Genomic DNA, 25,570 nt, shown 5'->3' with positions numbered 1-25,570 from the left:
GCGCAGCCCGCTTGCGTTCAGCGCGCGGCCGGCTCGGCGGCGGCTTCGCCGCGCTTCGGCACGATGCACGCGAGGAACGCGTCGATCGCGGGGCTGTGGCGGCGCGCCTTCAGGTAGTACACGTATTCGTCGATCGTCGTGTCGACGCCGCGCAGCGCGATGATCCGCAGGTCGGGGTGGCGTTCGGCCTCGCCGCGCGGAAACAGGCTGCCGCCGACGCCGTGCAGGATCGCCTCGCGGATCGCTTCACGGCTGCCGATCTCCGCGACCGATGCCGGCGCGACGCCGGCCGCCGCGAGGATCGTCTCGGTACAGCTGCGCGTGACCGAGCCCTGTTCGCGGATCAGCAGCCGCACGTCGGCGAGCTGCGCGGCGTCGATCGCGTCGAAGCGCGCGAGCGAATGGCTGCGATGCACGACGAGCACCAGCGGGTCGGTGGAAATCACCTGCCGCTCGAGGCCGTCCGCGTCGTTGCGCTGCGACGAGACGGCGAGATCGATGCGGAACTCGTGCAGCGCCTGCAGCATTTCTTCCGAGTTGCCGATCCGGCACGTGAGCGCGATCGACGGATGCGCATTCGAGAAGCGTCCGACCGCATCCATGATGTAGTACGGCCCCGTCGCGCCGATCCGCAGATGGCCTTCGAACAGGCCGCCGACGTTGCGCAGCATGATGTCGGCCTGCGCTTCGAGCGCGATCATCTGCTCGACGAGCGGCAGCAGCCCAACGCCGGTTTCGGTGACTTCGAGCCGCCGGCCGCTGCGATGGAACAGCTCGACGCCGTACACCTGCTCGACCTGCCGGATCTGCGCGGCGATGGTCGGCTGGCTGACGCCGAGATGTCGCGCGGCACGCGTGATGCTGCCTTGGCGGACAGTCGCGTGGAATGCCTTCAGCTGATCGAACACGGATCGGCCTCTCCCCCTTTCATCGCGCGTCAGGCTAACGCAAGCATGTGTCGGCCCCATGAAACCCGCGTCGTGCGCCGCTTCGCAAAAAAGCTGGGGATGACCGCAAGAAACCTGCGGGAACCGGTCACGGCCGGGACACGCGCTTACGGACTAATAACGGCATCGTCACGCACCGAACCGTCGGCCCCGCTCGCGCCGGCTCCATCCCTACCGACCCACAGGATCCTTTTCATGTCCTCGACCAACCGACGCGATTTCCTGCGCCTTGCCGCCCAGTCAGCCGGGGCGATGGCCGCCTACGCGGGCTTTCCGCCCGCGATCCGCAAGGCGCTCGCGATGCCGGCCGCCTCGCGCACCCGCTCGATCCAGGACGTCGAGCACGTCGTGATCTTCATGCAGGAAAACCGCTCGTTCGACCACTACTTCGGCGGGCTGCGCGGCGTGCGCGGCTTCAACGACCCGCGCCCGCACCTGCTGCCGAACGGCGCGCCGGTCTGGCTGCAGCCGCCGGCCGCCGTGCACACGAAGAACTACCATGCGCGCGGGCTCGACCCGGCCGCGCCGTACGTGCTGCCGTTCTACCTCGATCCGAAGCAGACGACCGAATTCCAGCCGGGCACCAACCACGGCTGGAGCAGCGGCCACCTCGCGTGGAACAACGGCCAGTGGGACCAGTGGGTGAACCAGAAGCAGGACGTGCTGACGATGGGCTACCTGAAGCGCCAGGACCTGACCTATCACTACGCGCTCGCCGACGCGTTCACGATCTGCGATGCGTACTTCTGCTCGGCGCACGCCGACACCGCGCCGAACCGCATCTACCTGTGGACCGGCACGATCGATTCGCGCAACGTGTACGGCACGAAGCCGAACGGCCCCGGCATCGGCGAGCGCAACAACGTCAACGGCTATACGTGGACGACCTATGCGGAGCGGCTCGAGAACGCGAACGTCAGCTGGAAGGTGTACCAGGGCGGCACCGGCATCCCGGGCGACCCGACCGACAACTACACCGACAACTCGCTGATGTTCTTCAAGCGTTTTCAGGTGAAGGAAGGCGCGAGCGGCCCGCTCGTCGACAAGGGCGCGTCGAACCACACGCTCGCGGAGCTGAAGGCCGACGTGCAGGCGAATCGCCTGCCACAGGTGTCGTGGATCGTCGCGCCGTACAAGTACAGCGAGCATCCTCAGGCGTCGCCGACCGACGGCGCGTTCTACATCAACATGGTGCTCGAGGCGCTGACGTCGAATCCGGACGTGTGGGCGAAGACGGTGTTCATCCTCAACTACGACGAGAACGACGGGCTGTTCGACCACATCGTGCCGCCGGTGCCGCCCGTCACGAGCGGCGTGAACGGGCAGGGCGTCGTGTCGGCGAACCTGCTGGGCAATCTCGGCGACGAGCTGCTCGACCTGAACAAGTATCCGGGCGAGATGAGCCCGCTCGTGCCGGGCGCGGACCCGGGCGGCATCCAGCCGATCGGCCTCGGGCCACGCGTGCCGCTGATCATCATCTCGCCGTGGACGAAGGGCGGCTGGGTGTGCTCGGAGACCTTCGATCACACGTCCGTGCTGCGTTTCCTCGAGGCGCGCTTCGGCGTCAAGGAGCCGAACATCAGCGCGTGGCGCCGCTCGGTCTGTGGCGACCTGACGTCGGCGTTCGACTTCTCCGGCAAGCCGGACGCGTCGACGGTGAGCTTCACGGTGCCGCAGCACCTCACGACGGCGGGCCAGGCGTACCAAGTGCCCGCGCAGCAGGCGATGCCCGCGCAGGAAGCCGGCACGCGGCCGGCGCGCGCGCTGCCTTACGAGGTCTTCGTGCACAGCCACGTGAACAGCCACGACGGCAACGTGTGGCTGGATTTCGCGAACACCGGCGACGCGGGCGCGGCGTTCTACGTGTACGACCGCCGCAATCCGTCGAGCCAGCCGCGCCGCTATGCGGTGTCCGCGGGCGACAAGCTCGCCGACAGCTGGAGCACGTCGGTCGCGCAGGGCGACTATCACCTCGCGGTGTACGGCCCGAACGGCTATCTGTGCGAGTTCCAGGGCAACACGGCGCGCGCGATGGACGGCCATCACGCGAACCCGGAAGCGAAGCTCGGCTACGACGTGCGCAACCGCCACGTGTACCTGCAGCTGCGCAACAGCGGCTGCGCGACGTGCCGCGTGGTCGTCGACAACGCGTACAGCCATGCGCATGCGCGCACCTATGTGCTGGAGCCGGGCGAGCGTGTCGAGGATCACTGGGAGCTGAGCTCGAGCCACGGCTGGTACGACCTGAGCATCGTCGCGACCACGACGGGCGGCGCGAGCGACAAGGTCGTGCGCCGCTTCGCCGGGCACGTCGAGACGGGCCGGCCAAGCCAGAGCGACCCGGGGCCGGTGAAGCGCTGACGCGCACCGGTGCAGGCCGCGATGCCGGAGGGCATCGCGGCCCGTCGGGGTTGGCGTTTGGAGACTGAAAACTGTTGACAATGTGTCGGGCCGCGGGTATATAACGGAGCATTCGCCGACAAGGCGCTCCCGTTTCTCACCGCATCCCCGCTGCCTGCCCGACCATGACTTCCCCGAACGCGCTCAACGCCATCGAACTCCTGCAGAGCCAGTCGCTCGCGATGATCGTGCAGGACATGCTCGAGCGCGCGATCGTGTCCGGCGAATACGCGCCCGGCGAGAAGCTCAACGAAGTCGACATCGCGACGAAGCTGAACGTGTCGCGCGGCCCCGTGCGCGAAGCGTTCCGCGCGCTCGAGCAGGCGGGCCTGCTGCGCAACGAGAAGAATCGCGGCGTGACGGTGCGCGTCGTGCCGTTGCGCGAAGCCGAGGAGATCTACGAAGTGCGCGCGATGCTCGACGAGTCGGTCGCGCGCGCGCTCGCGAAGCGCATCTCGCCCGAGACGCTCAAGGTGCTGAAAGGCATCATCCAGTCGATGAAGGCGGCGGCGAAGGCACACGACGTCACGCGCTATACCGAGCTCAACGTGCAGTTCCACGACGCGATGGTCGTCGGCGTCGGCAACACGCACCTGACCGACACCTATCGCCGGCTCGTGCGGCAACTCGGCCTGCTGCGGCAGGCGGCGATCGAGTCCGAGGAGGATGCGCTGACGGTGTCGGCGTCCGAGCACGAGAAGATCGTGCAGACGCTCGGCAGCGGCGACGAGGAGAAGGCGGTCGCGCTCGTGCGCGAGCATCTCGCGCACGGCCTCGCGCGGATGCGCCGCACGCACGAGCAGGGATTGCCGGCGACGGGAAAGGCGGCGCGGGGGAAGGCGGGCACGTGAACAACGGGCGCGGGACGCGCGGCTGGCATATCGATGACGAAAGGGCGCCGATCCGATGGATCGGTGCCCTTTGTGTTTTAGCGCGGTCCGTTTTTCCTGCCGCGCCGGATGGGTTCAGCCCCGGTCGAAATTGACGATGTCGGGGCCGAATGCGGCGACCGCCTTTGGGGTGATTTCGTCTCTGACGATGCGTAGCAGAACGAGGTCGTTGCCGTAATCGGCCACGACGTCCTCATCGTCGGATGTGTTACAGATATCGGTCCATTGCTTGTCTGTTTCGGCAAGCGCCTCGAGGAGGATTTTGACCTGACTGGCTGTTAGTTCGAGTTTCATGATTTCCATATAGAACTCCTATTTTTTGTTGAATTCCCGCGTGGCGGACATGGCCATTTCTTCAAGAAGTCCCTTGTATTTGTCAAGAGGCATGCTCCTTGCAGGGGCAATAACATAGTGATCCTTGCCATCTGGAATGATCCTCAAATCGCCAGGAACATGAGCCCCTTTTTTGAATCGCCACACCCATCCGCCAACAGGGCGATGCATGATGCCATCGGCGGTGAAGAGACTGATCCCCTTGCCGTTTGACTGCACGACATTGACGCCGTTGATCTGAACGACAGTTATATCTCTGGGCCGGATATGAGTCAATCTGGGGCTTGTCGAGTTGCCGAGGCGATAAAGATCCTCGCTTAATAGAAAACATTCGGAGGGAAGCATATGGGTCCCATATTAAATATATTGGGAGTGAATGCTAACAAGGAATTTTTTTGAGAAAATCAATCTCATTAATAAAATTAAATTTTATTGCGCTGTTGGTGCAAGCCGGAGCGGCACCGATCAATTGCGCCCGGCCCCGTACGGATGCGTCGAATGTACGAGCGTGGTTTGTCGGCGATCAGCAAGGTGCGCGGGAGAGAATCAGCATGTGACAGGGCGCATCGATGATGAAAGGGCGCCGAGCTGTTCGGGATTGCAGGTGCTTGATCTGGCTGACGTGGTATCCCGCTTCTATTTGCCGGTTTGTTTGTCGAAAAAATCGTCCATAACCCAGCCGGTCTCCGACAGAGCCTCGCAATCCCATTTTCGGTTGAGGGCCGCCTTGTGGAGCATTCCGACTGTCATTGTCTCTCTTTTTAGTGAGTGAGGTTTTCTCAGTATGTGTTTTTTGAAAAGATGCGAGATGAATCCCTCTCCTTCCATGAAAAAGTAGCGGCAAAAATCGTAGTCGCCCCGCTTCACTGTGAAGGTTTCGAAGAACTTTTCCATAAAATCATTGGCGTCATCTCCGTGTTGGCCCAAAGAATGCACAACATTCATGTCGTCGGTAATGGGCTTCTTGGGAGGCATGCAGGCCTCCTGCCGGATAAACGCAACCAGATCGTCCCGCGTGTAATTTTCCATTAAAACACTCTGTCCTCAGGCTTGGCGGCCAACACTTCCGCAATCAACCCGCCGCCCGCAGTAGTTTAGCGGGCGGCCGCCATCAATCCTGCATGGGTCTTGGCCGATCGGTTTTTTTGCACAAAGATCGCAGCACCACATGCCACCGGCATCGCCAGGCCAATCACGGGCCGGTGCGAGCCTCACGACAGTGGCCCCGACCACGCTCGGTGCGGTGCTCAGCGCGCCTTCATGACCCGCACATCAAGCCTTGTCCGCTTTCCCCGCCGCGCTCGCAAACCCGGAAAGCCAAGTATCGACAATCCACGGCCGCCTGTTCGCATCCTCCGCACGCTCCTTGCGGCGAATCGCGTTGCGCACGACATGCGAGCCGACGTAGCGCAACGGCTCCGGCGGGAACTGGCCGAGCGGGCCGCGCGTGAGCGGGCTGCGCGTCCACGCGTTGTCGAGGCCGAGCACCAGCGACGACAGGATCTGCCCGCCCATGTAGGTCGGCCCCACGCCGTTGCCCGAATAGCCGAAGCCATAGAACACGTGCGGCGCGCCGTCGAGGCGGCCGAAGAACGGGAAGCCCGTCACCGAGCGGTCCGACGGGCCGTTCCAGCTTGCGGTGATCGGCACGCCGGCGAGCGACGGGAAGAATTCGCGCAGGCTCTGCGTGAGCTGCGCCTCGTAGGGCGAGCGCTGGTCGAACACCGGCGCGATGCGGCCGCGCCACGCGAACGTGTTGCCGCCCTTGCCGAGCATCAGCCGCCCGTCCGGCGTGCTGCGGTAGTAGTACACGAAGATCCGCGAATCGAGCACCGACACGCCGTCGGCGAGCCCCGTCCTCGCGAGCAATTCCGGACACTTCTCGGTGATGACCATGTCGCTCGACACGACCGCGATCGTGCGCGCGAACTGCGGGAAGCGGCTCGCCATCCACGCGTTGATCGCGAACACGAGCTTGCCCGCGGTGACGCTGCCGGCCGGCGTGCGCACGACGGCCGGCGGCCCCGGCGTGAAGTCGAGCATCGGCGTGCGCTCGTGGATGCGGATGCCCATCGCGAGCGCGACGCGGCGCAGCCCGCGCACGAGCTTGCCCGGATGCACGGTCGCGGCGATCGGCGAGTACACGCCGTCGAGGTTGCGCGCCGAGCCCGAGCGGCGTGCGACTTCCGCCGGCGGAAGCGGCGCGTAGCTGTGGATGCCGCACGCGGCGAGCGCGTCGAGCACCGGCGCGAGCGTGCCGACCTGGGCGGGCGACGTCGCGGTGTACAGCGTGCCGTCGACGCGCAGTTCCGCATCGATGCCGTGATCGCGACAGAAATTGGCGATGTGCTGCACGGCTGCTTCGGATGCCTTCACGAGCCGGATCGCCTCGGCTTCGCCGAACAGGCGCCGCAGCGTCAGGAATTTCGCTGACCACGTGAGCAGGCAGCCGCCGTTGCGGCCGCTCGCGCCCGCGCCGCACAGGTCGCTTTCGAGGATCACGACGTCGAGCGCGGGGTTGTGCTGCTTCGCCTGAATCGCGGTCCACAGGCCGGTGAAGCCGCCGCCGACGATGCAGACGTCGGCCTGCGTCGCGCCTTGGAGCGCAGGGGCGAGATCGCCGTCGTGGAACAGCGCTTGTTCGATCCAGAAGGGACGCATCAGTCGATCAGTCGTATCGCAAGAATGGAAAGGCGGCTGTGTCGCGCACGGCCGGATACGGAAGGTAGCCGCGCTTTTTGACCTCCCGATAAAACATGCCGAAGTCGTTGCTCAGGCCGTCCGGCGCTTTGCATTCTGTTCTCTGCATGTTGTTGACAATCTACAAACCATCGATTTTAATGTCAAGCATCGAAGCGCAGCCCGGCACGGACGCCGGCGCCGCGATCCCTCCGAATCGAAAGGACTGTCATGACTCAAACGCCTGTTTCAGTGGAAGTGAACGGCCGCCGCTACAACTGGATGAGCCGGCCGGTGGTGGTGGTATGCGTCGACGGTTGCGCGTACGAATATCTGGAACAGGCGGCCGAGGCCGGCGTCGCGCCGTTCCTGCGCACGCTGCTGAAGCCCGGGACGGCGCTCAAGGGCGAGTGCGTGGTGCCGAGCTTCACGAACCCGAACAATCTGTCGATCGTGACGGGCGTGCCGCCGTCGGTGCACGGGATCAGCGGCAACTACTTCTACGATCGTGACAGCGGCGCCGAAGTGCTGATGAACGATCCGAAGTACCTGGACGCGCCGACCGTGCTCGCGGCGTTCGCCGACCGGGGCGCGCGCGTCGCGGTGGTGACTGCCAAGGACAAGCTGCGCCGCCTGCTCGGCAACGGGCTGAACGGCATCTGCTTCTCGTCGGAGAAGGCGGACGAGGCGACCATCGCGGAAAACGGCATCGACGACGTGCTCGAACTGGTCGGCAAGCCGGTGCCGAGCGTGTACAGCGCGGACCTGTCGGAATTCGTGTTCGCCGCGGGCGTGCGGCTGCTCGAGACGCGCCCGATCGACCTGATGTACCTGTCGACCACCGACTACGTGCAGCACAAGTGCGCGCCCGGCACGCCCGGCGCGAACGCGTTCTACGCGATGATGGACGGCTACCTGAAGCGGCTCGACGAACTCGGCGCGATCGTCGCGATCACCGCCGACCACGGGATGAACGCGAAGCACGACGCCGCGACCGGCGAGCCGAACGTGATCTACCTGCAGGAGCTGTTCGACGACTGGCTCGGCGAGGACGCCGCGCGCGTGATCCTGCCGATCACCGATCCGTACGTCGTGCATCACGGCGCGCTCGGTTCGTTCGCGACCGTCTACGTGCCGGCGTCGGCCGATGTCGATGCGCTGCGCGCGCGGCTTGCCGCCGTCGACGGGATCGAGCTCGCGCTGACGGGCGCCGAAGGCTGTGCGCGCTTCGAGCTGCCGCCGGCCCGGCTGGGCGACCTGATCGTGGTCTCGCGACAGGACGTCGTGCTCGGCACGCGTCGCAGCAAGCACGACCTGTCGGGCCTCGACGTGCCGCTGCGCTCGCACGGCGGGCTTTCCGAGCAGATCGTGCCGCTCGTCTTCAGCCGGCCGGTCGACGCCGACGTGGCGGGCCGCACGCGGCTGCGCAATTTCGACATCGTCGACATCGCACTCAATCACCTGCAGTGACGCGCGCGCATCCGGACGAGGACTCATACATGAACGCCACGGCAGCATCGACGGACATCGGCGAGATCCGTCACGAAGCGTTGCGGATCGACGGCGAACGGATTCGCCGCGACGCGACGATCGACGTGCGCAATCCGTACGACGGCGCGCGGGTCGGCACCGTGCCGAAAGCGACGCTCGACGACGTGCGGCGCGCGTTCGCGGTCGCCCACGCGTACCGGCCGCAGCTCACGCGCCACGACCGTGCGGCGATCCTGCGCCGCGCGGCCGACCTCGTGCGCGCGCGCACCGCCGAGATCGCGCGGCTGATCACCGCGGAAGCCGGGCTGTGCATCAAGGACTCGACGTACGAAGCGGGCCGCGTCGCGGACGTGCTGACGTTCGGCGCGGGCGAAGTGCTGAAGGACGACGGGCAGATCTTCTCGTGCGATCTGACGCCGCACGGCAAGAAGCGCCGCGTGTACACGCAGCGCGAGCCGCTGCTCGGCGTGATCTCGGCGATCACGCCGTTCAACCATCCGATGAACCAGGTCGCGCACAAGATCGTGCCGGCGGTCGCCACCAACAACCGGATCGTCGTGAAGCCGTCGGAGAAGGTGCCGCTGTCGTGCTGCCTGTTCGCGGACATCCTCTACGAAGCGGGCCTGCCGCCGCAGATGCTGCAGGTGATCACCGGCGATCCGAAGGAGATCGCCGACGAGCTGATCACGAATCCGGCGATCGACCTGATCACGTTCACGGGCGGCGTGTCGATCGGCAAGTCGATCGCCGCGCGGATGGGCTATCGGCGCGCGGTGCTCGAGCTCGGCGGCAACGATCCGATCATCGTGATGGAAGACGCCGACCTCGACGAGGCGAGCACGCTCGCGGTGTCGGGTTCGTACAAGAACTCCGGGCAGCGCTGCACCGCGATCAAGCGGATGCTCGTGCACGAGGCGGTCGCCGACCGCTTCACCGAGCTGGTGGTCGAGAAGACGCGCGCGTGGCCGTACGGCAATCCGGCCGATCCGTCGATCGACATGGGCACGGTGATCGACGAGGCGGCCGCGCGGTTCTGCGAGCAGCAGGTGAACGACGCGCTCGCGCGCGGCGCGCGGCTCTTGGCCGGCAACGTGCGCGACGGCGCGCTGTACGCGCCGACGGTCGTCGATCGCGTGACGCCCGACATGCCGCTCGTGAAGCACGAGACGTTCGGGCCGGTGTCGCCGATCATGCGCTTTCGCGATATCGACGACGCGATCCGGATGTCGAACAGCACCGACTATGCGCTGTCGTCGTCGATCTGCACGAACCGCTTCGACTACATCACGCGCTTCATCACCGAGCTGGAAGTCGGCAGCGTGAACGTGCGCGAGGTGCCCGGGTATCGGCTCGAGCTGACGCCGTTCGGCGGCGTGAAGGATTCGGGGCTCGGCTACAAGGAAGGCGTGCAGGAAGCGATGAAGAGCTTCACGAATACGAAGACGTATTCGCTGCCGTGGTAAACGCGGCACCGCGCGCACGCCTCATCGTCGGCGCGCGGTGCGATGTCCCCCGGCGGTGCGCGGCCGTCACGGCCCGCGGGCGGCGGTCAATCGTCGTCATCGCCGTGATGGTGATGGCGCCAGCCGCGATGCCAGCCGTTGTCGTGCCAGTGGCGGTAGCGGTATTCGCCATAGTACGGGCCGTAGTAGGCGGGCGCTGGTTCGTAATAGACGGCAGGCGGCGGTGCGTAGACCACCGGAGGCGGCGCTTCGATCACCGGGCCCGGCACGCCGAAGTACACACCGATGTCGGCATGCGCGAATGCGCTTGCCGACAGGCAGGCCGCCGCGATGCCAATGACGCCGGACAACAGGATTCGCTTCATCTTCCTTCGCTCCGTTCGCGGCCGATCGGCCTGCGAACCATCAACTTGATCTTGTTTCAATGGTACGTAGCCGCCGTCGCGCGGGTGATACCGCGTTGTCGCTTCTGTAACCACCCGTAACGCGTCGTCGTGCGCGCTTTCATCTGACGTTATGGCGGAGAGGCCGGCGCAAGCCGTCGTGACGCGGCCCGCGCGTTATTCGACACGCTCATATCGTTAGCCGATTTGCGTTTTTGCCGGCCATCGGGCCATCGGTAGAATTCGCGGACCGCTCGCGCGGCAGGCCGTGCCGGCGAGATCGATCACGTTGTCCAATCATTCGGGGTCCGTGCCATGAAACTCATCCGCTCCATGCTGCTTGTCGCGTTGCTGCCGGTTGTTGCGGCTGCGAACGCTTTCGCCGCAGACGACCTTTCGCACATCAAGTCGTCCGGGGTGTTCCGGGTCGGCACCGAAGGCACGTACGCGCCGTTCACGTATCACGACGAGACGGGCCGGCTGACGGGCTTCGACGTCGACCTCGCGACCGCGATCGCGCAGCGACTCGGCGTGAAGCCGCAGTTCGTCGAAGGCAAGTGGGATGGGCTGATCGCGGGCCTCGACGTGAATCGTTACGACGCGGTCGTCAACGAAGTGGCGATCACCGACGCGCGCAAGGCGAAGTACGACTTCTCGGCGCCGTACATCACGTCGCGCGCCGTGCTGATCGTGCGCTCGGACAACGCGGCGATCCGCTCGTTTGACGACCTGAAAGGCCGGAAGTCGGCGAACACGCTGACGAGCAACTTCGGCAAGCTCGCCGCCGCGCACGGCGCGGACGTCGTCGCGGTGCAGGGCTTCAATGAGGCGATCGACCTGCTGACGTCGGGGCGCGTCGACGCGACGGTCAACGATTCGCTGTCGTATCTCGACTTCCGCAAGCACAAGCCCGACGCGAAGCTGAAGATCGCGGCGACGGACACGTCCGGCGCGGGCGACCAGTCGGGCGTGCTGATCCGCAAGGGCAGCCCCGAGCTTCGCGCGGCGATCGACAAGGCGCTCGCCGACCTCAAGGCGGACGGCACTTACGCGAAGATCTCGCAGAAGTACTTCGGCCACGACGTGTCGCAACAGTGACGCGGGGCTGAACCATGCCGGCGTGGCTGCACCTGATGGGGCAATCGCTGTGGCCCCTGCTGTACGCGGGGCTCGTGTTCACGGTGCCGCTGACGCTTGCGTCGTTCGCGATCGGCCTGCTGCTCGCGTTCGCCGCCGCGCTCGCGCGCCTGTTCGGGCCGAGCTGGGCGCAGGCGGCCGTGCGCTTCTACATCTGGCTGTTTCGCGGCTCGCCGCTGCTCGTGCAACTGTTCGTGATCTTCTACGGGCTGCCGAACGTCGGCATCGTGCTCGATCCGCTGACGGCGGCCGTGATCGGCTTCTCGCTGAACGTCGGCGCATACAACGCCGAGGTGATTCGCGGCGTGATCGAATCGATCCCGAAAGGGCAGTGGGAAGCCGCCTACTCGATGGCGATGACGCGCGCGCAGGCGCTGCGCCGCGCGATCCTGCCGCAGGCGGCGCGGGTCGCGCTGCCCGCGCTGTCGAATTCGTTCATCTCGCTCGTCAAGGACACGTCGCTCGCGGCGGTGCTGACCGTGCCCGAGATCTTCCAGGCCGCGCAGCGCATCGCGGCGGTGACCTACGAGCCGCTGATCCTGTATACCGAGGCCGCGTTGATCTATCTGCTGTTCAGCTCGGTGTTGTCGACGCTGCAGCAGCGCCTCGAATTGCATTTCGGCCGCCATGCGCGGTTCCACGCGGAGCTGCGATGATCCGGCTCGAACGCATCGACAAGTCGTTCGGCGCGCAGCGGGTGCTCGCGCAGGTCGAGCTCGCGCTGAAGCCAGGCAGCGTCACCGCGCTGATCGGCCCGTCCGGCAGCGGCAAGAGCACGCTGCTGCGCTGCGTGAACTTGCTGGAGACGCCGGAATCCGGCGTGCTCACCGTCGGCGGCGCGCGCGTCGAATTCTCGGCCGGCCGCCGGCCGTCGCGCGACGCGGTGTTCGCGGTGCGTCGGCAGACCGGCATGGTGTTCCAGAACTTCCAGCTGTTTCCGCATCTGACGGTCGTGCAGAACGTGATGGAGGGGCTCGTCACGGTGCAGAAGTGGAGCCGCGAACGCGCGCGCGAGCGGGCGCTCGCGCTGCTCGCGAAAGTCGGCATCGCGGACAAGGCCGACGCGTGGCCGTCGACGCTGTCGGGCGGTCAGCAGCAGCGCGTCGCGATCGCGCGTGCGCTTGCGCCGTCGCCGCAGGTGCTGCTGTGCGACGAGCCGACGTCGGCGCTCGATCCCGAGCTGTCCGTCGAAGTGGTCGAGGTGCTGCGGCAGCTCGCGCGCGAAGGCACGACGATGCTGATGGCGACGCATGACCTGCGGCTCGCCGCGTCGATTGCGCACGACGCGGTGTTTCTTGCGGACGGGCGGGTGGTGGAAAGCGGGGCGTCGCGCGATTTGTTTGCGCGGCCGCGTGATGCGCGTACCGCGCGGTTCATCTCGACGCTTACGCAGGCGGTGGCGGTGGCCTGAGCGGCGCGGCCGGGTTACCGGGGCCGTTCTGCAGGATTGACGTGACCCGATGCAATCGGGCGGGTCATCAATCAAGGCATCCGCGATTCCCAGGCGGTATTTCACGGGGATATCTTCGCCGGATAGCCCTTCCAGAATTGTGTTGACGCAATTGACCGGAAACGACCCGGCCAAAGCAAAAAGCCCGGTCAGCTTTCGCTAACCGGGCTTCAAAATGCTTGGTGGGGCGTGAGTGACTCGAACACTCGACCTACGGATTAAGAGTCCGCTGCTCTACCAACTGAGCTAACGCCCCCAACAGAAGAGAAATTATGCACGGGTTTTTTTCGGCTTGCAAGTCCTTTCTGCGAATTTCCCAAAAATATTTCGTCATCGACAGGCGGGACGGTTGGCGACGCAACGAGTGATCGCAGTTTGCGCGCTCCCGGTATGATGACGCCCACACCTGTTGCGCGGTGGTCGCGCAACATTTCCTGGGCATTCGAAGATGGACGAAAACGCAGTCCGCGAATTGCTGGACCGGTTGCTGGCCCCGTGGGTCCGCTCGCTCGGTCTGGTCCCCGTATCGATCGCCGACGACAGCATCACGCTGCGTTTGCCTTTTTCCGGCGAATTCCGTCATTCCGGCGGCGTGATCTGCGGCCAGGTGTTCACGGCCGCCGCCGACACCGCGATGGTGGTGGCCATCTCTGCCGCGCTCGGCGAATTCCGGCCGATGACGACCGTCTCGCTCAATACGAACTTCATGCGGCCGGTGCGCAAGGGCGACGTGCTCATCACCGCGCGCGTGCTGCGCATGGGCCGCAACCTGGTGTTCGGCGAGGTCGAGCTGTTCGACGAGGACGGCAAGATGGCCGTCCATGCGACGTCGACCTACGCGCTCGTCAGCTGAGCGGCGCGCGATGTTCGACCAGATCGTGTTCGCGGGCGGCGGCAACCGCTGCTGGTGGCAGGCGGGTTTCTGGGACGTCGCGCAACCGGCGCTCGCGCTGCGGCCGCGCGTGATCGCGGGGATCTCTGCCGGCGCCGCGACCGCGTGCATGCTGTATACGCGCGACGCGGCATGGGTGATGCGCTATTACGAGGAGGCGCTGCGCGACAACCGGAAGAACGCGTACTGGGGCAACCTGTTCGGCCGCGAGGCGGTGTTTCCGCACTACCGGATCTACCGGCAGGCGTTGCTCGACATCTACGGCGAGCCGTTCGCGAAGCTCGCCGACGCACCCGAGATCCGCATCGGCGTGTCGCACGTGCCGCGCTGGCTCGGCGCGCGCAGCGCGGTCGCGGCGGGGCTCGTCGCGTACAACATCGAGAAATACGTGCGCAAGACGCTGCATCCGACGCTCGGTCGCGCGCTCGGTTTCCGGCCCGAATTCGTGCGCGCGCAGGACTGCGCGCGCGTCGAGGATCTCGCCGACCTGATCCTGCAGTCGTCGTGCACGCCGCCGTTCACGCCGGTCCTGCGCCGCAATGGCCGGCCGGTGCTCGATGGCGGGATGGTCGACAACGTGCCGGTCGGCGCGCTCGATGCGTCGCCGGGCCGCGTGCTGGTGCTCGTCACCCGGCTGTACCCGCGGCCGCAGATGTTCACGGTCGCGCACGGCGAACAGCAGCGCCTCTACGTGCAGCCGTCGAGCAAGGTGCCGATTTCGAGCTGGGACTACACGCGCCCGTCGCAGATGCGGCACGCGTACGACCTCGGCCGGCGCGACGGCGAGCACTTCCTCGCGCGTGTCGACGCGATGACGGGCGGGCGCGCCGCCGCCTGACGGTTGGCAGGCGGTTCAGCGGCGGGCGCGGCCGGGGCCGGTCAGCGCTTGCGGATCGGCGTCAGCGCTTCCGGGTTGGCGACGTTCGACATGTCGCCCTGGTCGAACGCGAGGATGTTCTGGAACGCCGCGCTGAAATACAGCTCGTAGCTTTCGCGCTCGACGTAGCCGATGTGCGGCGTGCAGATCACGTTCTCCATCCGCAGCAGGCTGTAGCCCTGCAGGATCGGCTCGCTCTCGAACACGTCGATCGCGACCATCCCCGGCCGGTTGTGCGACAGCGCGTTGACGAGCGCGTTTTCCTCGAGCAGCTCGGCGCGGCTCGTGTTGACGAGCAGCGAGGTCGGCTTCATGCGCATCAGGTCGTCCTGCTTGACGATGCCGCGGGTGTCGTCGTGCAGGCGCAGGTGCAGCGACAGCACGTCGCTCTGCTCGAACAGCGCCTCGCGGCTGTCGGCCGCGGCATAGCCGTCCGCGCGCGCGGCCTCGAGCGAATGCTCGCGGCCCCAGACCAGCACGTTCATCCCGAACGCCTTGCCGTAGCCGGCGACGAGCCGGCCGATCTTGCCGTAGCCCCAGATGCCGAGCGTCTGGCCGCGCAGCACCTGGCCGAGGCCGAAGTTCGGCGGCAGCGCCGACGTCTTCAGGCCGGACTGCTGCCACGCGCCCTGCTTCAGGTTCGCGACGTACTGCGGAATCCGGCGCTGGGCGGCCATGATCAGCGCCCAGGTCAGCTCGGCGGGCGCGATCGGCGAGCCCGAGCCTTCGAGCACCGCGATGCCGCGTTCGGTGCAGGCCTCGAGATCGATATGGGTCCCGATGCGGCCGGTCTGGCTGATCATGCGCAGATGCGGCAACTTGGCGAGCAGTTGCGACGAAATCGGGGTGCGTTCGCGAATCAGCACGAGCGCTTCGACTTCCGCCAGACGGCTCGCGAGTTGTCCCAGGCCGCGCACCGTGTTGTTGAAGACCTTCACGTCGTGGTCGGCGAGCATCTGGAAGCAATTCAGCTTGCGGACGGCGTCCTGGTAGTCGTCGAGGATGGCAATTTTCATGGTTTGCGGGAGTCGCGCGTTGAAAGCAGGGGCGGCGGCGCGCTCGCGCCTCGTCCCGCCCGGCCGGGGCCGACATGATGCAATGTCGAACGGCCCCGTGGTGTCTTTTTAACAGGTTGTTACGCCCCGCCGCAATTGGCGTCAGCCTGCTCCGGCGCCGTGCTTGCGCCCCCCGGCCCACCGCCGATGCCGTGCCGCATCAAATACGTCCTTCCTGAATCCGTCGCCTGGACGACGAGGTTCACCCAATTGTTGCTCCAATCAGAATAATTGGGTCAATTTTCCGGTTGCGGCGAGGATGTTTGACTGTTTTTATCGGCTACAAGGGGCTTGTTGAGCAACTCTGCATCAATTCCGCTGTCGTAGGAGAATTACGCATTTGCTTCATCTTTTTGAAGCAGTAACAGCGGCAGGAGTCGTTTATGGATCATTTGCAGTCGATGCGAGTGTTCGTCAAGGTTGCGGATCTCGGGAGTTTCGCGCGGGCCGCAAGTGCAATGGATATCTCCAACGCGGTCGCGACCCGTCACGTCGCCGATCTGGAAGGCCGTCTCGGCACGCGCCTGCTCAATCGCACCACGCGCAGCCTTTCGCTGACGGAGTCCGGCCAGGTGTATCTGGAGCGCGCGCGCCAGATTCTGGACGAACTCGAAGACGTCGAGCAGATGGTCGTCGCCCGTAACCACGAGCCGGTCGGCACGCTGCGCATCGTCGCGCCGGTCGTGTTCGGCCTGCATAATCTCGCGCCGGTGGTGCAGACCTATACCGAGCAGTTTCCGAAAGTGGTGCCGGATCTGACGCTGGTCGACCGGCAGGTCGACCTGGTCGAGGAAGGCTTCGACGTCGGCATCGTCGTGACGCGCCAGATGCGCAGCGCCAGCATCGTGACGCGGCGGCTGACCACCGGCTGCATGACCGTCTGCGCGACGCCGAGCTATCTGGAAAAGCACGGCGTGCCGACGCATCCGGAACATCTCGCCGAGCATCCGAGCCTGAGCCTGCCGAGCGAATACTGGGGCGACGACCGGGTGTTCACGGGGCCGGATGGCGAAGTGCGGGTGCGGCCGACCAACGTGGTCGTCGCGAACAACACCGCGATGCTGCGCCAGTTCGCGCTGCTCGGGATGGGCGTCGCGATCCTGCCGAGCTACCTGATCGGCAGCGACATCGCGCGCGGCGCGCTCGTGCGGCTGCTGTCGGATTTCCGGCTGCCGCAGGTCGAGATCAACATCGCGTACCCGAGCCGCCGCCACCTGCCGGCGAAGGTGCGCACGTTCATCGACCACCTCGTCGAGCATTTCAGCCATTCGACCGATGCGATGATGGGCGAGCAGTGGGCGGCGCAGGGCGTCGCGCCGGCGCCGATCGGCGTCGAGGTGCGCCCCGAACGGCCGGATGCGGTCGATTCGCAGGTTTCGTCGCGCCTGCCGCGTTCGCCGCGGTCGCGGGTCGCCGTGCCGTCGCCGCTGTAACGCGGGAGCAGGCGGGGCGGTCGTTGAATCGCCCGGGCAATAAAAAAACGCGGATCGAGCGATCGATCCGCGTTTTTTGTTGGCCGGCCCGGCGCCGGGTGCGCCGGGCGGCAAGCCCTTACGAGCCGGTCTTGCGCGTCGTCGTCTTGCGCGCGGCGGTCTTGCTTGCGGTGGCCTTGCTCGTAGCGGTCTTGCTCGTAGCGGTCTTGCTCGCGGCGGTCTTGCGGGCCGGCGCCGGTTTCTCGTCGGCGCCTTCCGTCACGGTTTCGGCTTCCTTCGTCGCCGATTTCGCCGTCTTCTTCGCGGCAGCCGCCTTCGGCTCCTTCTTCTCGAACTCGAAGCCGATCTTGCCGTCCGGCTGCTTCACGAGATATGCCTTGAAGTTGCGGCCGGTGCGCGACGACTTGAAGTTCGGCAGCAGGTCGGTGCGGCCGTCGGCGAGCAGCTTACCCATCTGCTCGCGGGTGATTTCCTGCTGCAGGATCACCTTGCCCGAGCGGAAGTCGCAGGTCTTCGGGTTGGCGACCGAGTGCTCGCACACGTAGCTCATCCCGTGCTCGAACACGCGGCCCTTGCACTTCGGGCATGCGCCGACCGGCTCCTGCGCAGAGAAGTCCGGCGCTTCGCCCTCCTCGCCGCCCTGGTCCTGGCCGAAGTCGAACTCCAGCTTGTAGTTCTTCGTCTCGTCGTCGAACGAGAGCTTCAGGATCGCCGAGAACGGCCGCCCCATCTTGCTGCGGAAACCGGACAGCGGGCCGATTTCCTTCTTCTGCAGCAGCTCCTCGACTTCCGCGATCTCGAACTGCCGGCTGCCCGGGATCTTCGAGATCGAGAACTCGCACTTCGTGCACGCGAAGCGCCGGTAGTTTTCCTTCACCTGGCCGCCGCAGTTCGGGCACGGCGTCTCGAGCGTCGCGTAATCGCCGGGGATCGTGTCGGAATCGTATTCCTTCGCGCGCTTGACGATCTGCTGCGTCATGCGGGCGATTTCCTGCATGAACGCGTCGCGCCCGAGGTTGCCGCGTTCCATCTGCGACAGCTTGTATTCCCACTCGCCGGTGAGCTCCGGCGCGGTCAGTTCCTTCACGCCGAGCCCGCGCAGCAGGGTCATCAGCTGGAACGCCTTCGCGGTCGGGATCAGCTCGCGGCCTTCGCGCACGAGGTATTTCTCGCCGAGCAGCCCTTCGATGATCGCCGCGCGCGTGGCCGGCGTGCCGAGCCCCTTCGCGGCCATCGCCTCGCGCAGCTCGTCGTCTTCAACCAGCTTGCCCGCGCCTTCCATCGCGGAGAGCAGCGTCGCTTCCGAGTAGCGTGCGGGCGGTTTCGTCACGAGCGCCACCGCGGCGATCTCGTCCGTCTTCACCTTCTCGTCCTTCTGCACCGGCACGAGGTTCGCGTCCGCGCCTTCGGCGTCGCGGCCGTACACCTGCAGCCAGCCCGGCTCGACGAGCACCTTGCCCTCGGTCTTGAAGTGATGGCCGGCCACCTCGGTGATCCGGGTCGTGACCTTGTATTCCGCGGCGGGGTAGAACACGGCGAGGAAGCGCTTCACGACCAGGTCGTAGAGCTTCTGTTCCGGCTCGGACAGCGATTTCGGCGCCTGCAGCGTCGGGATGATCGCGAAGTGGTCGCTGATCTTCGAGTTGTCGAAGATCCGCTTGTTCGGCTTCACCCAGCCCTTGTCGAGCACCTGCTTCGCGTGCGGCAGGTAGTTGTGGCTCTCCTTGAGCATCGCGAGCGTCGACTTGACCGTGTCGATGTAGTCTTCCGGCAGCGCGCGCGCGTCGGTACGCGGGTAGGTCAGCACCTTGTGCTTCTCGTACAGCGCCTGCGCGAGCCCGAGCGTGTTCTTCGCGGAGAAGCCGAAGCGGCCGTTCGCTTCGCGCTGCAGGCTCGTCAGGTCGAACAACAGCGGCGACAACTGCGTCGACGGCTTCGATTCCTCGCTGACCGTGCCGATCTTGTCGCGGCAGGCCGCGACGATCGTTTCGGCAGCGGGCAGGCTCCAGAGCCGCGAGTCGCGCTTTTCCGGATCGAATTCGTCGCGCTTGAATTTCGGGTCGTACCACTTGCCTTCGTAGAAGCCGCCCGCGCACGCGAATGCCGCCTTCACTTCCCAGTAGTCGCGCGGGACGAAGCGGCGGATTTTCTCTTCGCGTTCGACGACGATCGACAAGGTTGGCGTCTGAACGCGGCCGACCGTGGTCAGGAAGAAGCCGCCGCCCTTGCTGTTGAATGCGGTCATCGCGCGGGTGCCGTTGATCCCGACGAGCCAGTCGGCTTCCGAGCGGCAGCGGGCCGCGTCGGCGAGCGGCTGCATGTCGGAATCGCTGCGCAGGTGCGCGAAGCCGTCGCGGATCGCCTGCGGGGTCATCGACTGCAGCCACAGGCGCTGGACCGGATGCTTCGCCTTCGCGTGCTGCACGATCAGGCGGAAGATCAGTTCCCCTTCGCGCCCCGCGTCGCATGCGTTGATCAGGCGGTCGACGTCCTTGCGCTTCATGAGCTTGGTCAGCACTTTCAGGCGCGACTCGCTCTTGGCGATCGGGTTCAGGTCGAAATGCGGCGGGATGACGGGCAGGTGCGCGAAGCTCCACTTGCCGCGCTTGACTTCGTACTCTTCCGGGGCGGCGATTTCGAGCAGGTGGCCGACAGCGGACGACAGGACGTACTCGTCGCTCTCGAAGTATTCGTCATGCTTCGTAAAGCCACCCAAAGCGCGCGCGATGTCGTTCGCGACAGAAGGCTTTTCCGCAATGATCAGAGCTTTGGACATGACTGTGTGTGTTGGTAGACCGGGTTTGCCGGTTGTGGGTCCCTTTTACGACGGCTTTATAGCACACGGCGCCGTGACGGAGGCTCGGCGTGCAAAAAGCGGCTCATCATAGTGGGGGGCCGTGACGGCGGCAAGCGTGCGGCGCAGCAGGACGCGCTTTCGCGCGAAATACCGCAGCGCCGGCACGCGGCTCAGGCCTCGACGTTCAGGATGTTGCGCAATTTTGGTGCATGCGGCGCGCCCGGCACGGCGGAGAGGTCGGACAGCATCCGCTCGACGATGGCTGCGTGCGGCAGCACCGTGCCGAAAAAGCGCGCGGCGTTGGCGTCCTCGATCAGGATCGTCGGGAAATTCTCGACGTCGAGCTCGTCGAGCCGGTCGGCATGCGTTTCGATGTCGATCCACGCGAAGCAGGCCTCGGGATGCGCGTCGGCGAGCTGGTCGAAGGCCGTGCGGTATTCGCGGCAGGTGCCGCACCAATCGGCGCACAGGCAGGCGACGAGCAGCGTGTCGGGATGGCGGAGGCGCTCGGCGATCCGATCCGCGTCGGTGTCGAGATTCAGCGCGGGCATGGGTTTCCTTGCTTGAAGTCGGCGGGCGGCGCAGCCGCCCCTATGCGGGGGAATGTAGCACGCCGCGTGCAAGCTGCGGCGCGGCGGGGCCGTCGAGCCGGACGAAGCGGCCGCCCGGCACGCTCGCGACGCGGCCGGCCAGTTCGAGCGCGAGGAGCGCGCGGTGGAGCGCGTCGTCGGACAGGCCGCTGCGCTCGGCCAGCCATTCGTATGTCACGGGGCCATATCCGAGCGCGGCGAGGACGGCCTGCTCGGTTGCATCGCCGGACGTCGCCGCGGCCGGCTCCGCGTCACCCGGTGATCCCGCGTTCAGCCCATATTCGTCGAGGACGTCCTCAGGCGTCGCGGTGAGCTTCGCGCCGTCGCGGATCAGCGCGTGGCAGCCCTGCGCAAGCGGCGCGTGGATCGAGCCCGGGATCGCGAACACGTCGCGGCCCAATTCGTTCGCGAGCCGCGCGGTGATCAGCGAACCGGAGCGCGGCGCGGCCTCCACGACGAGCGCGCCGCTCGCCAGCGCGGCGATCAGCCGGTTGCGTTGCGGGAAGTGCGCGGCGCGGGCCGGCGTGCCGAGCGGCCACTCCGAGACGATGACGCCGTGCGCGGCGATCTCGTGCGCGAGCGTGCGGTGCCGCGCCGGATAGACGAGGTCGGCGCCGGTGCCGATCACCGCGATCGTGCTCGAGCGGCCGTCCAGCCCGCCCCGGTGCGCGGCGCCGTCGATGCCGAGCGCCAGCCCCGAGACGATCGCGAGGCCGGCGTCCGACAGGATGCGGGCGAAGCGCGTCGCATCCGCGAGGCCCTGCGGCGTGGCATGCCGGCTGCCGACGATCGCGATCCCGCGCGCGTGCAGCAGCGCGACGCGCCCCTTTACATATAGCAGCGGCGGCGGATCGTGCAGGTCGAGCAGCCGCGGCGGGTACGCGGGATCGCCGAGCGGGACGATGCAATTGCCGGGCGCGTCGCGCCACGCAAGCGCCGCGGCGGCCCGTGCGTCGAGGTCGGCGCGCTCGCTCGCGCGCACCGCCTGCGCCGCCGCCGGGCTGCTTGCGGCGGCGATCGCGTCGTCCGGCGCGTCGATGAGCGCGCGCGGCGAGCCGAACGCGCCGAGCAGCACGCGCAGCACCGCGGGCGTCAAGCCGGGCGCTTCGGCGAGCTGCAGCCAGGCGCGCAGCGCGGCGGCGCTCAGCGGGTGCGGCGACATGAGGAAACCGTCGAATGCGATGGCCAGCGGGACGCGTGTCGCCATGTTAAAATTTTCATCATCCGAAATAATCCGATGAGGCTGCGCGCAGGCGCGCGGCCGGTTGCAGGTCGCGTGATCCGCGGGCGTCGATTCGCCGCGCATCCGCCTCATCTTCATTGCTTCCTCGCGGCTGGGCCAGTCGGCCGGATGGCCGACGCGAACCGCCGATTTACCGATTACCGAACGCCATGGCTTTGCTGAACATCATTCATTACCCCGACAAGCGGCTGCACAAGGTCGCCAAGCCCGTCGACAAGGTCGACGACCGGATCCGCAAGCTCGTCGCCGACATGGCCGAAACCATGTACGCCGCGCCGGGCATCGGCCTTGCCGCGACGCAGGTCGACGTGCACGAGCGCGTGATCGTGATCGACATCTCGGAAGACAAGAGCGAACTGCGCGCCTTCATCAACCCCGAGATCGTGTGGTCGAGCGACGCGAAGCAGGTCTACGAGGAAGGCTGCCTGTCGGTGCCGGGCGTCTACGACGAAGTCGAGCGTCCTGATCACGTGCGCGTGCGTGCGCTCGACGAAAAGGGCGAGGCGTTCGAGCTCGACTGCGAGGGCTTGCTGGCCGTGTGCATCCAGCACGAGATGGATCACCTGATGGGCCGCGTGTTCGTCGAATACCTGTCGCCGCTCAAGCAAAGCCGCATCAAGTCGAAGATGAAGAAACTCGAACGCGCGATGTGACGCGCGTTCGCCCTGCCTGACCCCGATCCGTTGTCATGACACATTCGTTGCGCGTCATTTTTGCCGGCACGCCGGAATTCGCCGCGGCCGCGCTCGCCGCGATCCACGAGGCCGGTTTTCCGGTGCCGCTCGTCCTCACGCAGCCTGACCGCCCCGCCGGGCGCGGGATGAAGCTGCAGGCGAGCGCCGTGAAGCGCTATGCCGTCGAGCACGGCATGCCCGTCGCGCAGCCGCCGTCGCTGCGCCGCGCGGGCAAGTACCCGGCCGAGGCGGCCGAGGCGATCGAGCTGCTGCGCGCGACCCCGCACGACGTGATGGTGGTTGCCGCATACGGCCTGCTGCTGCCGCAGGAGGTGCTCGACATCCCGCGCCACGGCTGCATCAACATCCACGCGTCGCTGCTGCCGCGCTGGCGCGGCGCCGCGCCGATCCATCGCGCGATCGAGGCGGGCGACGTGGCGACGGGCGTCACGCTGATGCAGATGGACGCCGGGCTCGACACCGGCGCGATGCTGCACGACGCGCGCGTCGCGATCGAGTCCGACGACACGACCGCCACGCTGCATGACCGGCTCGCCGCGGAAGGCGCGCGCCTCATCGTCGACGCGCTGGTACAGCTCGAGCGCACCGGCAGCCTGCCGGCGACGCCGCAGCCGGCCGACGGCGTGACGTACGCGGAGAAGATCGGCAAGCACGAGGCCGCGCTCGACTGGCGCGAGCCCGCGGACGTGCTGGCGCGCCGGGTGCGCGCGTTCGATCCGTTCCCGGGCGGCGTCGCGACGCTCGACGGGGCGGCAATCAAGCTGTGGGCGGCGGCGCCCGTGGACGCGCGCGGCGACGCGGCGCCCGGAACGATCGTCGACGCGGGCCCGGACGGCGTTGTCGTCGCATGCGGCAGCGGCGCGCTGCGCGTCACCCAACTGCAGAAGCCGGGCGGCAAGCGGCTGCCGGCGCGCGAATTCCTGGCGGGCGCACCGCTGGCCGCGGGCCAGCGGTTCACGCTGCCCGACGCATCCTGAGCGTCATTCGACACGGCTCGCCGGCGGCGCGCAATCGGCCGAACGGCCGAGTCGCAACGCACGGCGCGCACGCGTAGAATTTCCTTGCGCTTTCCCGGCTCCGAGGTTTCCATGCTTGGCATCACCCATTTCGGCTTCTTTCTCCTGGCGGTGTTCCTGCTGAACGTCACGCCGGGTCCCGATACCGCGTACATCATCGGCCGCAGCGTCGCGCAAGGCCGCGGCGCCGGGCTGATGTCCGCGCTCGGCATTTCCGCCGGCTGCTGCGTGCACGCGCTCGCCTGCGCGTTCGGCCTGACCGCGGTGCTGGCCGCGTCGGCTACGGCGTTTACGGTGATCAAGCTGGTGGGCGCGGCCTACCTGATCTACCTGGGCGTGCGGATGCTCCTCGCGAAGCCGGCGGCCGGGGCCGACACGGCGCAGGCTGCGCCGGTCGCGGCCGCCAAGCCGTTGCGCCAGCTCTTCATGCAGGGCTTCTGGACGAACGTGCTGAACCCGAAGGTCGTGCTGTTCTTCGTGTCGTTCTTTCCGCAGTTCGTGTCGGCCGACAGCGTGCACAAGGCGCTGGCGTTCCTGACCCTCGGCGCGGTGTTCGTCGTGATGAGCACGATCTGGAACAGCATGCTTGCGTGGGTCGCGGGCAGCGTGACGCGCCGTTTTTCCGGCAAGCCGGGCGTGAAGAGGTGGCTGGACCGCACGGTCGGCAGCGCGTTTGTCGGGCTCGGCCTCAAGCTCGCGACTTCGCAGCGCTGAGATTGAATTTTTCCGATACGTACTTATCTAACAGATCGCTTACAATTTTTCCGCCACGCCCCTCGAGGCAACCGGCGGGTGCTGCATTCGGATAAGGAGTGGACGTATGTTCAATTGGGTCAAAACCGCGATGCTGATGGCCGCGATCACGGCCCTGTTCATCGTGATCGGCGGGATGATCGGCGGCTCGCGCGGCATGACGATCGCGCTGCTGTTCGCGCTCGGCATGAATTTCTTCTCGTACTGGTTCTCCGACAAGATGGTGCTGCGCATGTACAACGCGCAGGAAGTCGACGAGAACACGGCGCCGCAGTTCTACCGAATGGTGCGCGAGCTGGCGACGCGCGCGAACCTGCCGATGCCGCGTGTGTACCTGATCAACGAAGACGCGCCGAACGCGTTCGCGACGGGCCGCAACCCCGAGCATGCGGCCGTCGCAGCGACGACGGGCATCCTGCGCATCCTGTCGGAGCGCGAGATGCGCGGCGTGATGGCGCACGAGCTCGCGCACGTGAAGCACCGCGACATCCTGATCTCGACGATCACCGCGACGATGGCGGGCGCGATCTCGGCGCTCGCGAATTTCGCGATGTTCTTCGGCGGGCGTGACGAGAACGGCCGTCCGGCCAATCCGATCGCGGGCATTGCGGTCGCGCTGCTCGCGCCGATCGCTGGCGCGCTGATCCAGATGGCGATCTCGCGGGCGCGCGAGTTCGAGGCGGACCGCGGCGGCGCGCAGATTTCCGGCGATCCGCAGGCGCTCGCGGCGGCGCTCGACAAGATCCATCGCTACGCGGCGGGCATCCCGTTCCCGGCGGCCGAGGAGCATCCGGCCACCGCGCAGATGATGATCATGAACCCGCTGCACGGCGGCGGCCTGCAGAACCTGTTCTCGACGCACCCGGCCACCGAGGAGCGCATCGCGCGCCTGATGGAAATGGCACGGACGGGGCGTTTCGACTAAGCCTCCCTGTCGCCTCGTGCGTGGTTGTTGGACGCGCACGCTCGACCTCACCCCGCATGCACTGTGCTGCGGGGTGTTCCGTTTGTGCGACCCGAAAAGGGGCGCGCATGCTCCCACGCTA

The 25,570-nt window shown here is 66.6% G+C and carries 24 protein-coding genes and 1 tRNA gene; 14 read left to right on the top strand and 11 right to left on the bottom strand.

What is annotated here, in order from left to right; all coding sequences use genetic code 11:
• Window positions 1–17: 17 nt before the first annotated feature.
• Window positions 18–908, bottom strand: a complete 891-nt coding sequence (locus tag B7P44_RS17510) for a LysR family transcriptional regulator (RefSeq protein ID WP_084906256.1) — start codon at window positions 906–908, stop codon at window positions 18–20.
• A gap of 234 nt (window positions 909–1,142) precedes the next feature.
• On the opposite strand from B7P44_RS17510, the gene B7P44_RS17505 reads away from it, so the two are divergent.
• Together B7P44_RS17505 and B7P44_RS17500 are read left to right on the top strand one after the other, a co-directional pair.
• Complete coding sequence (locus tag B7P44_RS17505) at window positions 1,143–3,308, top strand: phosphocholine-specific phospholipase C (protein ID WP_084906254.1); 2,166 nt, start codon at window positions 1,143–1,145, stop codon at window positions 3,306–3,308.
• 164 nt (window positions 3,309–3,472) lie between these two features.
• Window positions 3,473–4,198, top strand: a complete 726-nt coding sequence (locus tag B7P44_RS17500; protein ID WP_084906252.1) for a phosphonate utilization associated transcriptional regulator — start codon at window positions 3,473–3,475, stop codon at window positions 4,196–4,198.
• A 114-nt stretch (window positions 4,199–4,312) separates the two neighbouring features.
• Here the strand turns inward: B7P44_RS17500 and B7P44_RS17495 are convergent, their stop codons facing one another.
• The 4 genes from B7P44_RS17495 to B7P44_RS17480 form a co-directional block, all read right to left on the bottom strand.
• Window positions 4,313–4,540, bottom strand: a complete 228-nt coding sequence (locus B7P44_RS17495) for a hypothetical protein (protein WP_059611996.1) — start codon at window positions 4,538–4,540, stop codon at window positions 4,313–4,315.
• Between the two features lie 9 nt (window positions 4,541–4,549).
• Window positions 4,550–4,915, bottom strand: coding sequence for a Tse2 family ADP-ribosyltransferase toxin (locus tag B7P44_RS17490; RefSeq protein ID WP_084906250.1), 366 nt, complete (start codon window positions 4,913–4,915; stop codon window positions 4,550–4,552).
• Between the two features lie 291 nt (window positions 4,916–5,206).
• On the bottom strand, window positions 5,207–5,599 hold the full coding sequence (locus B7P44_RS17485; RefSeq protein ID WP_084906248.1) for a DUF1493 family protein: 393 nt from the start codon (window positions 5,597–5,599) through the stop codon (window positions 5,207–5,209).
• Between the two features lie 243 nt (window positions 5,600–5,842).
• Complete coding sequence (locus B7P44_RS17480) at window positions 5,843–7,231, bottom strand: FAD-dependent oxidoreductase (RefSeq protein ID WP_084906246.1); 1,389 nt, start codon at window positions 7,229–7,231, stop codon at window positions 5,843–5,845.
• Between the two features lie 249 nt (window positions 7,232–7,480).
• On the opposite strand from B7P44_RS17480, the gene phnA reads away from it, so the two are divergent.
• Entirely contained in the window at window positions 7,481–8,719 is a 1,239-nt protein-coding gene (gene phnA, locus B7P44_RS17475; protein ID WP_084906243.1) for a phosphonoacetate hydrolase, read from the top strand.
• 29 nt (window positions 8,720–8,748) lie between these two features.
• A complete protein-coding gene (phnY, locus tag B7P44_RS17470; RefSeq protein ID WP_084906775.1) occupies window positions 8,749–10,203 on the top strand; it encodes a phosphonoacetaldehyde dehydrogenase in 1,455 nt (484 codons plus the stop codon).
• A gap of 86 nt (window positions 10,204–10,289) precedes the next feature.
• On the opposite strand, the gene B7P44_RS17465 is transcribed toward phnY, so the two are convergent.
• Complete coding sequence (locus B7P44_RS17465) at window positions 10,290–10,568, bottom strand: hypothetical protein (RefSeq protein WP_084906241.1); 279 nt, start codon at window positions 10,566–10,568, stop codon at window positions 10,290–10,292.
• Window positions 10,569–10,901: 333 nt separating this feature from the next.
• Here B7P44_RS17465 and B7P44_RS17460 point away from each other — a divergent pair, with 333 nt between their 5' ends.
• The 3 genes from B7P44_RS17460 to B7P44_RS17450 are packed head-to-tail and all read left to right on the top strand — an operon-like array spanning window position 10,902 to window position 13,134.
• Window positions 10,902–11,684 carry an amino acid ABC transporter substrate-binding protein gene (locus B7P44_RS17460; protein WP_084906239.1) on the top strand — a complete coding sequence of 261 codons (783 nt, stop codon included), beginning with the start codon at window positions 10,902–10,904 and terminating at the stop codon, window positions 11,682–11,684.
• Window positions 11,685–11,698: 14 nt separating this feature from the next.
• Window positions 11,699–12,379: an amino acid ABC transporter permease gene (locus B7P44_RS17455; protein WP_084906237.1), complete on the top strand. Its 681-nt coding sequence runs from the start codon at window positions 11,699–11,701 to the stop codon at window positions 12,377–12,379.
• Window positions 12,376–13,134 (top strand): amino acid ABC transporter ATP-binding protein, encoded by a 759-nt coding sequence (locus B7P44_RS17450; RefSeq protein ID WP_084906235.1) that lies wholly within the window; start codon window positions 12,376–12,378, stop codon window positions 13,132–13,134. The genes B7P44_RS17455 and B7P44_RS17450 overlap by 4 nt, the downstream gene beginning before the upstream one ends.
• A gap of 219 nt (window positions 13,135–13,353) precedes the next feature.
• On the opposite strand, the gene B7P44_RS17445 is transcribed toward B7P44_RS17450, so the two are convergent.
• Window positions 13,354–13,429 (bottom strand) — tRNA-Lys (locus tag B7P44_RS17445).
• A 192-nt stretch (window positions 13,430–13,621) separates the two neighbouring features.
• Between B7P44_RS17445 and B7P44_RS17440 the strand changes: the two genes are divergently transcribed.
• The gene (locus B7P44_RS17440; RefSeq protein WP_084906233.1) at window positions 13,622–14,026 is read left to right on the top strand and encodes a PaaI family thioesterase; all 405 of its coding nucleotides are present in this window, start codon (window positions 13,622–13,624) and stop codon (window positions 14,024–14,026) included.
• A gap of 10 nt (window positions 14,027–14,036) precedes the next feature.
• Window positions 14,037–14,903 (top strand): patatin-like phospholipase family protein, encoded by an 867-nt coding sequence (locus B7P44_RS17435; protein WP_084906231.1) that lies wholly within the window; start codon window positions 14,037–14,039, stop codon window positions 14,901–14,903.
• A gap of 41 nt (window positions 14,904–14,944) precedes the next feature.
• Here the strand turns inward: B7P44_RS17435 and B7P44_RS17430 are convergent, their stop codons facing one another.
• On the bottom strand, window positions 14,945–15,958 hold the full coding sequence (locus tag B7P44_RS17430; protein WP_084906229.1) for a D-2-hydroxyacid dehydrogenase family protein: 1,014 nt from the start codon (window positions 15,956–15,958) through the stop codon (window positions 14,945–14,947).
• A gap of 422 nt (window positions 15,959–16,380) precedes the next feature.
• Here B7P44_RS17430 and B7P44_RS17425 point away from each other — a divergent pair, with 422 nt between their 5' ends.
• A complete protein-coding gene (locus tag B7P44_RS17425) occupies window positions 16,381–17,430 on the top strand; it encodes a LysR family transcriptional regulator (protein WP_084906227.1) in 1,050 nt (349 codons plus the stop codon).
• A gap of 118 nt (window positions 17,431–17,548) precedes the next feature.
• Here B7P44_RS17425 and B7P44_RS17420 read toward each other — a convergent pair whose 3' ends face one another.
• The 3 genes from B7P44_RS17420 to dprA form a co-directional block, all read right to left on the bottom strand.
• Complete coding sequence (locus tag B7P44_RS17420; protein WP_084906225.1) at window positions 17,549–20,206, bottom strand: DNA topoisomerase III; 2,658 nt, start codon at window positions 20,204–20,206, stop codon at window positions 17,549–17,551.
• Between the two features lie 191 nt (window positions 20,207–20,397).
• Window positions 20,398–20,778 (bottom strand): thioredoxin family protein, encoded by a 381-nt coding sequence (locus tag B7P44_RS17415; protein ID WP_084906223.1) that lies wholly within the window; start codon window positions 20,776–20,778, stop codon window positions 20,398–20,400.
• A gap of 40 nt (window positions 20,779–20,818) precedes the next feature.
• A complete protein-coding gene (gene dprA / locus B7P44_RS17410; RefSeq protein ID WP_084906221.1) occupies window positions 20,819–22,024 on the bottom strand; it encodes a DNA-processing protein DprA in 1,206 nt (401 codons plus the stop codon).
• Between the two features lie 185 nt (window positions 22,025–22,209).
• Between dprA and def the strand changes: the two genes are divergently transcribed.
• The 4 genes from def (at window position 22,210) to htpX (ending at window position 25,449) form a co-directional block, all read left to right on the top strand.
• A complete protein-coding gene (def, locus tag B7P44_RS17405; RefSeq protein ID WP_084906219.1) occupies window positions 22,210–22,713 on the top strand; it encodes a peptide deformylase in 504 nt (167 codons plus the stop codon).
• A 35-nt stretch (window positions 22,714–22,748) separates the two neighbouring features.
• A complete protein-coding gene (gene fmt, locus B7P44_RS17400; RefSeq protein ID WP_084906217.1) occupies window positions 22,749–23,732 on the top strand; it encodes a methionyl-tRNA formyltransferase in 984 nt (327 codons plus the stop codon).
• A gap of 111 nt (window positions 23,733–23,843) precedes the next feature.
• Complete coding sequence (locus B7P44_RS17395) at window positions 23,844–24,485, top strand: LysE family translocator (protein ID WP_084906215.1); 642 nt, start codon at window positions 23,844–23,846, stop codon at window positions 24,483–24,485.
• A 106-nt stretch (window positions 24,486–24,591) separates the two neighbouring features.
• Complete coding sequence (htpX, locus tag B7P44_RS17390) at window positions 24,592–25,449, top strand: zinc metalloprotease HtpX (RefSeq protein WP_084906213.1); 858 nt, start codon at window positions 24,592–24,594, stop codon at window positions 25,447–25,449.
• Window positions 25,450–25,570 lie beyond the last annotated feature (121 nt).

The organism is Burkholderia ubonensis subsp. mesacidophila (genome assembly GCF_002097715.1).
Lineage (GTDB): Bacteria > Pseudomonadota > Gammaproteobacteria > Burkholderiales > Burkholderiaceae > Burkholderia > Burkholderia mesacidophila.
Note: the sequence above shows the minus strand (reverse complement) of the source record. Positions and strands in the feature narration are given on the sequence as shown.

Bases quoted from the DNA above. Each gene is read 5' to 3' on its own strand.
- B7P44_RS17505 (WP_084906254.1), top strand. From the start codon at position 1,143: ATGTCCTCGACCAACCGACGCGATTTCCTGCGCCTTGCCGCCCAGTCA.
- B7P44_RS17500 (WP_084906252.1), top strand. From the start codon at position 3,473: ATGACTTCCCCGAACGCGCTCAACGCCATCGAACTCCTGCAGAGCCAG.
- B7P44_RS17495 (WP_059611996.1), bottom strand. From the start codon at position 4,540: ATGGAAATCATGAAACTCGAACTAACAGCCAGTCAGGTCAAAATCCTC.
- B7P44_RS17490 (WP_084906250.1), bottom strand. From the start codon at position 4,915: ATGCTTCCCTCCGAATGTTTTCTATTAAGCGAGGATCTTTATCGCCTC.
- B7P44_RS17485 (WP_084906248.1), bottom strand. From the start codon at position 5,599: ATGGAAAATTACACGCGGGACGATCTGGTTGCGTTTATCCGGCAGGAG.
- B7P44_RS17480 (WP_084906246.1), bottom strand. From the start codon at position 7,231: ATGCGTCCCTTCTGGATCGAACAAGCGCTGTTCCACGACGGCGATCTC.
- phnA (WP_084906243.1), top strand. From the start codon at position 7,481: ATGACTCAAACGCCTGTTTCAGTGGAAGTGAACGGCCGCCGCTACAAC.
- phnY (WP_084906775.1), top strand. From the start codon at position 8,749: ATGAACGCCACGGCAGCATCGACGGACATCGGCGAGATCCGTCACGAA.
- B7P44_RS17465 (WP_084906241.1), bottom strand. From the start codon at position 10,568: ATGAAGCGAATCCTGTTGTCCGGCGTCATTGGCATCGCGGCGGCCTGC.
- B7P44_RS17460 (WP_084906239.1), top strand. From the start codon at position 10,902: ATGAAACTCATCCGCTCCATGCTGCTTGTCGCGTTGCTGCCGGTTGTT.
- B7P44_RS17455 (WP_084906237.1), top strand. From the start codon at position 11,699: ATGCCGGCGTGGCTGCACCTGATGGGGCAATCGCTGTGGCCCCTGCTG.
- B7P44_RS17450 (WP_084906235.1), top strand. From the start codon at position 12,376: ATGATCCGGCTCGAACGCATCGACAAGTCGTTCGGCGCGCAGCGGGTG.
- B7P44_RS17440 (WP_084906233.1), top strand. From the start codon at position 13,622: ATGGACGAAAACGCAGTCCGCGAATTGCTGGACCGGTTGCTGGCCCCG.
- B7P44_RS17435 (WP_084906231.1), top strand. From the start codon at position 14,037: ATGTTCGACCAGATCGTGTTCGCGGGCGGCGGCAACCGCTGCTGGTGG.
- B7P44_RS17430 (WP_084906229.1), bottom strand. From the start codon at position 15,958: ATGAAAATTGCCATCCTCGACGACTACCAGGACGCCGTCCGCAAGCTG.
- B7P44_RS17425 (WP_084906227.1), top strand. From the start codon at position 16,381: ATGGATCATTTGCAGTCGATGCGAGTGTTCGTCAAGGTTGCGGATCTC.
- B7P44_RS17420 (WP_084906225.1), bottom strand. From the start codon at position 20,206: ATGTCCAAAGCTCTGATCATTGCGGAAAAGCCTTCTGTCGCGAACGAC.
- B7P44_RS17415 (WP_084906223.1), bottom strand. From the start codon at position 20,778: ATGCCCGCGCTGAATCTCGACACCGACGCGGATCGGATCGCCGAGCGC.
- dprA (WP_084906221.1), bottom strand. From the start codon at position 22,024: ATGGCGACACGCGTCCCGCTGGCCATCGCATTCGACGGTTTCCTCATG.
- def (WP_084906219.1), top strand. From the start codon at position 22,210: ATGGCTTTGCTGAACATCATTCATTACCCCGACAAGCGGCTGCACAAG.
- fmt (WP_084906217.1), top strand. From the start codon at position 22,749: ATGACACATTCGTTGCGCGTCATTTTTGCCGGCACGCCGGAATTCGCC.
- B7P44_RS17395 (WP_084906215.1), top strand. From the start codon at position 23,844: ATGCTTGGCATCACCCATTTCGGCTTCTTTCTCCTGGCGGTGTTCCTG.
- htpX (WP_084906213.1), top strand. From the start codon at position 24,592: ATGTTCAATTGGGTCAAAACCGCGATGCTGATGGCCGCGATCACGGCC.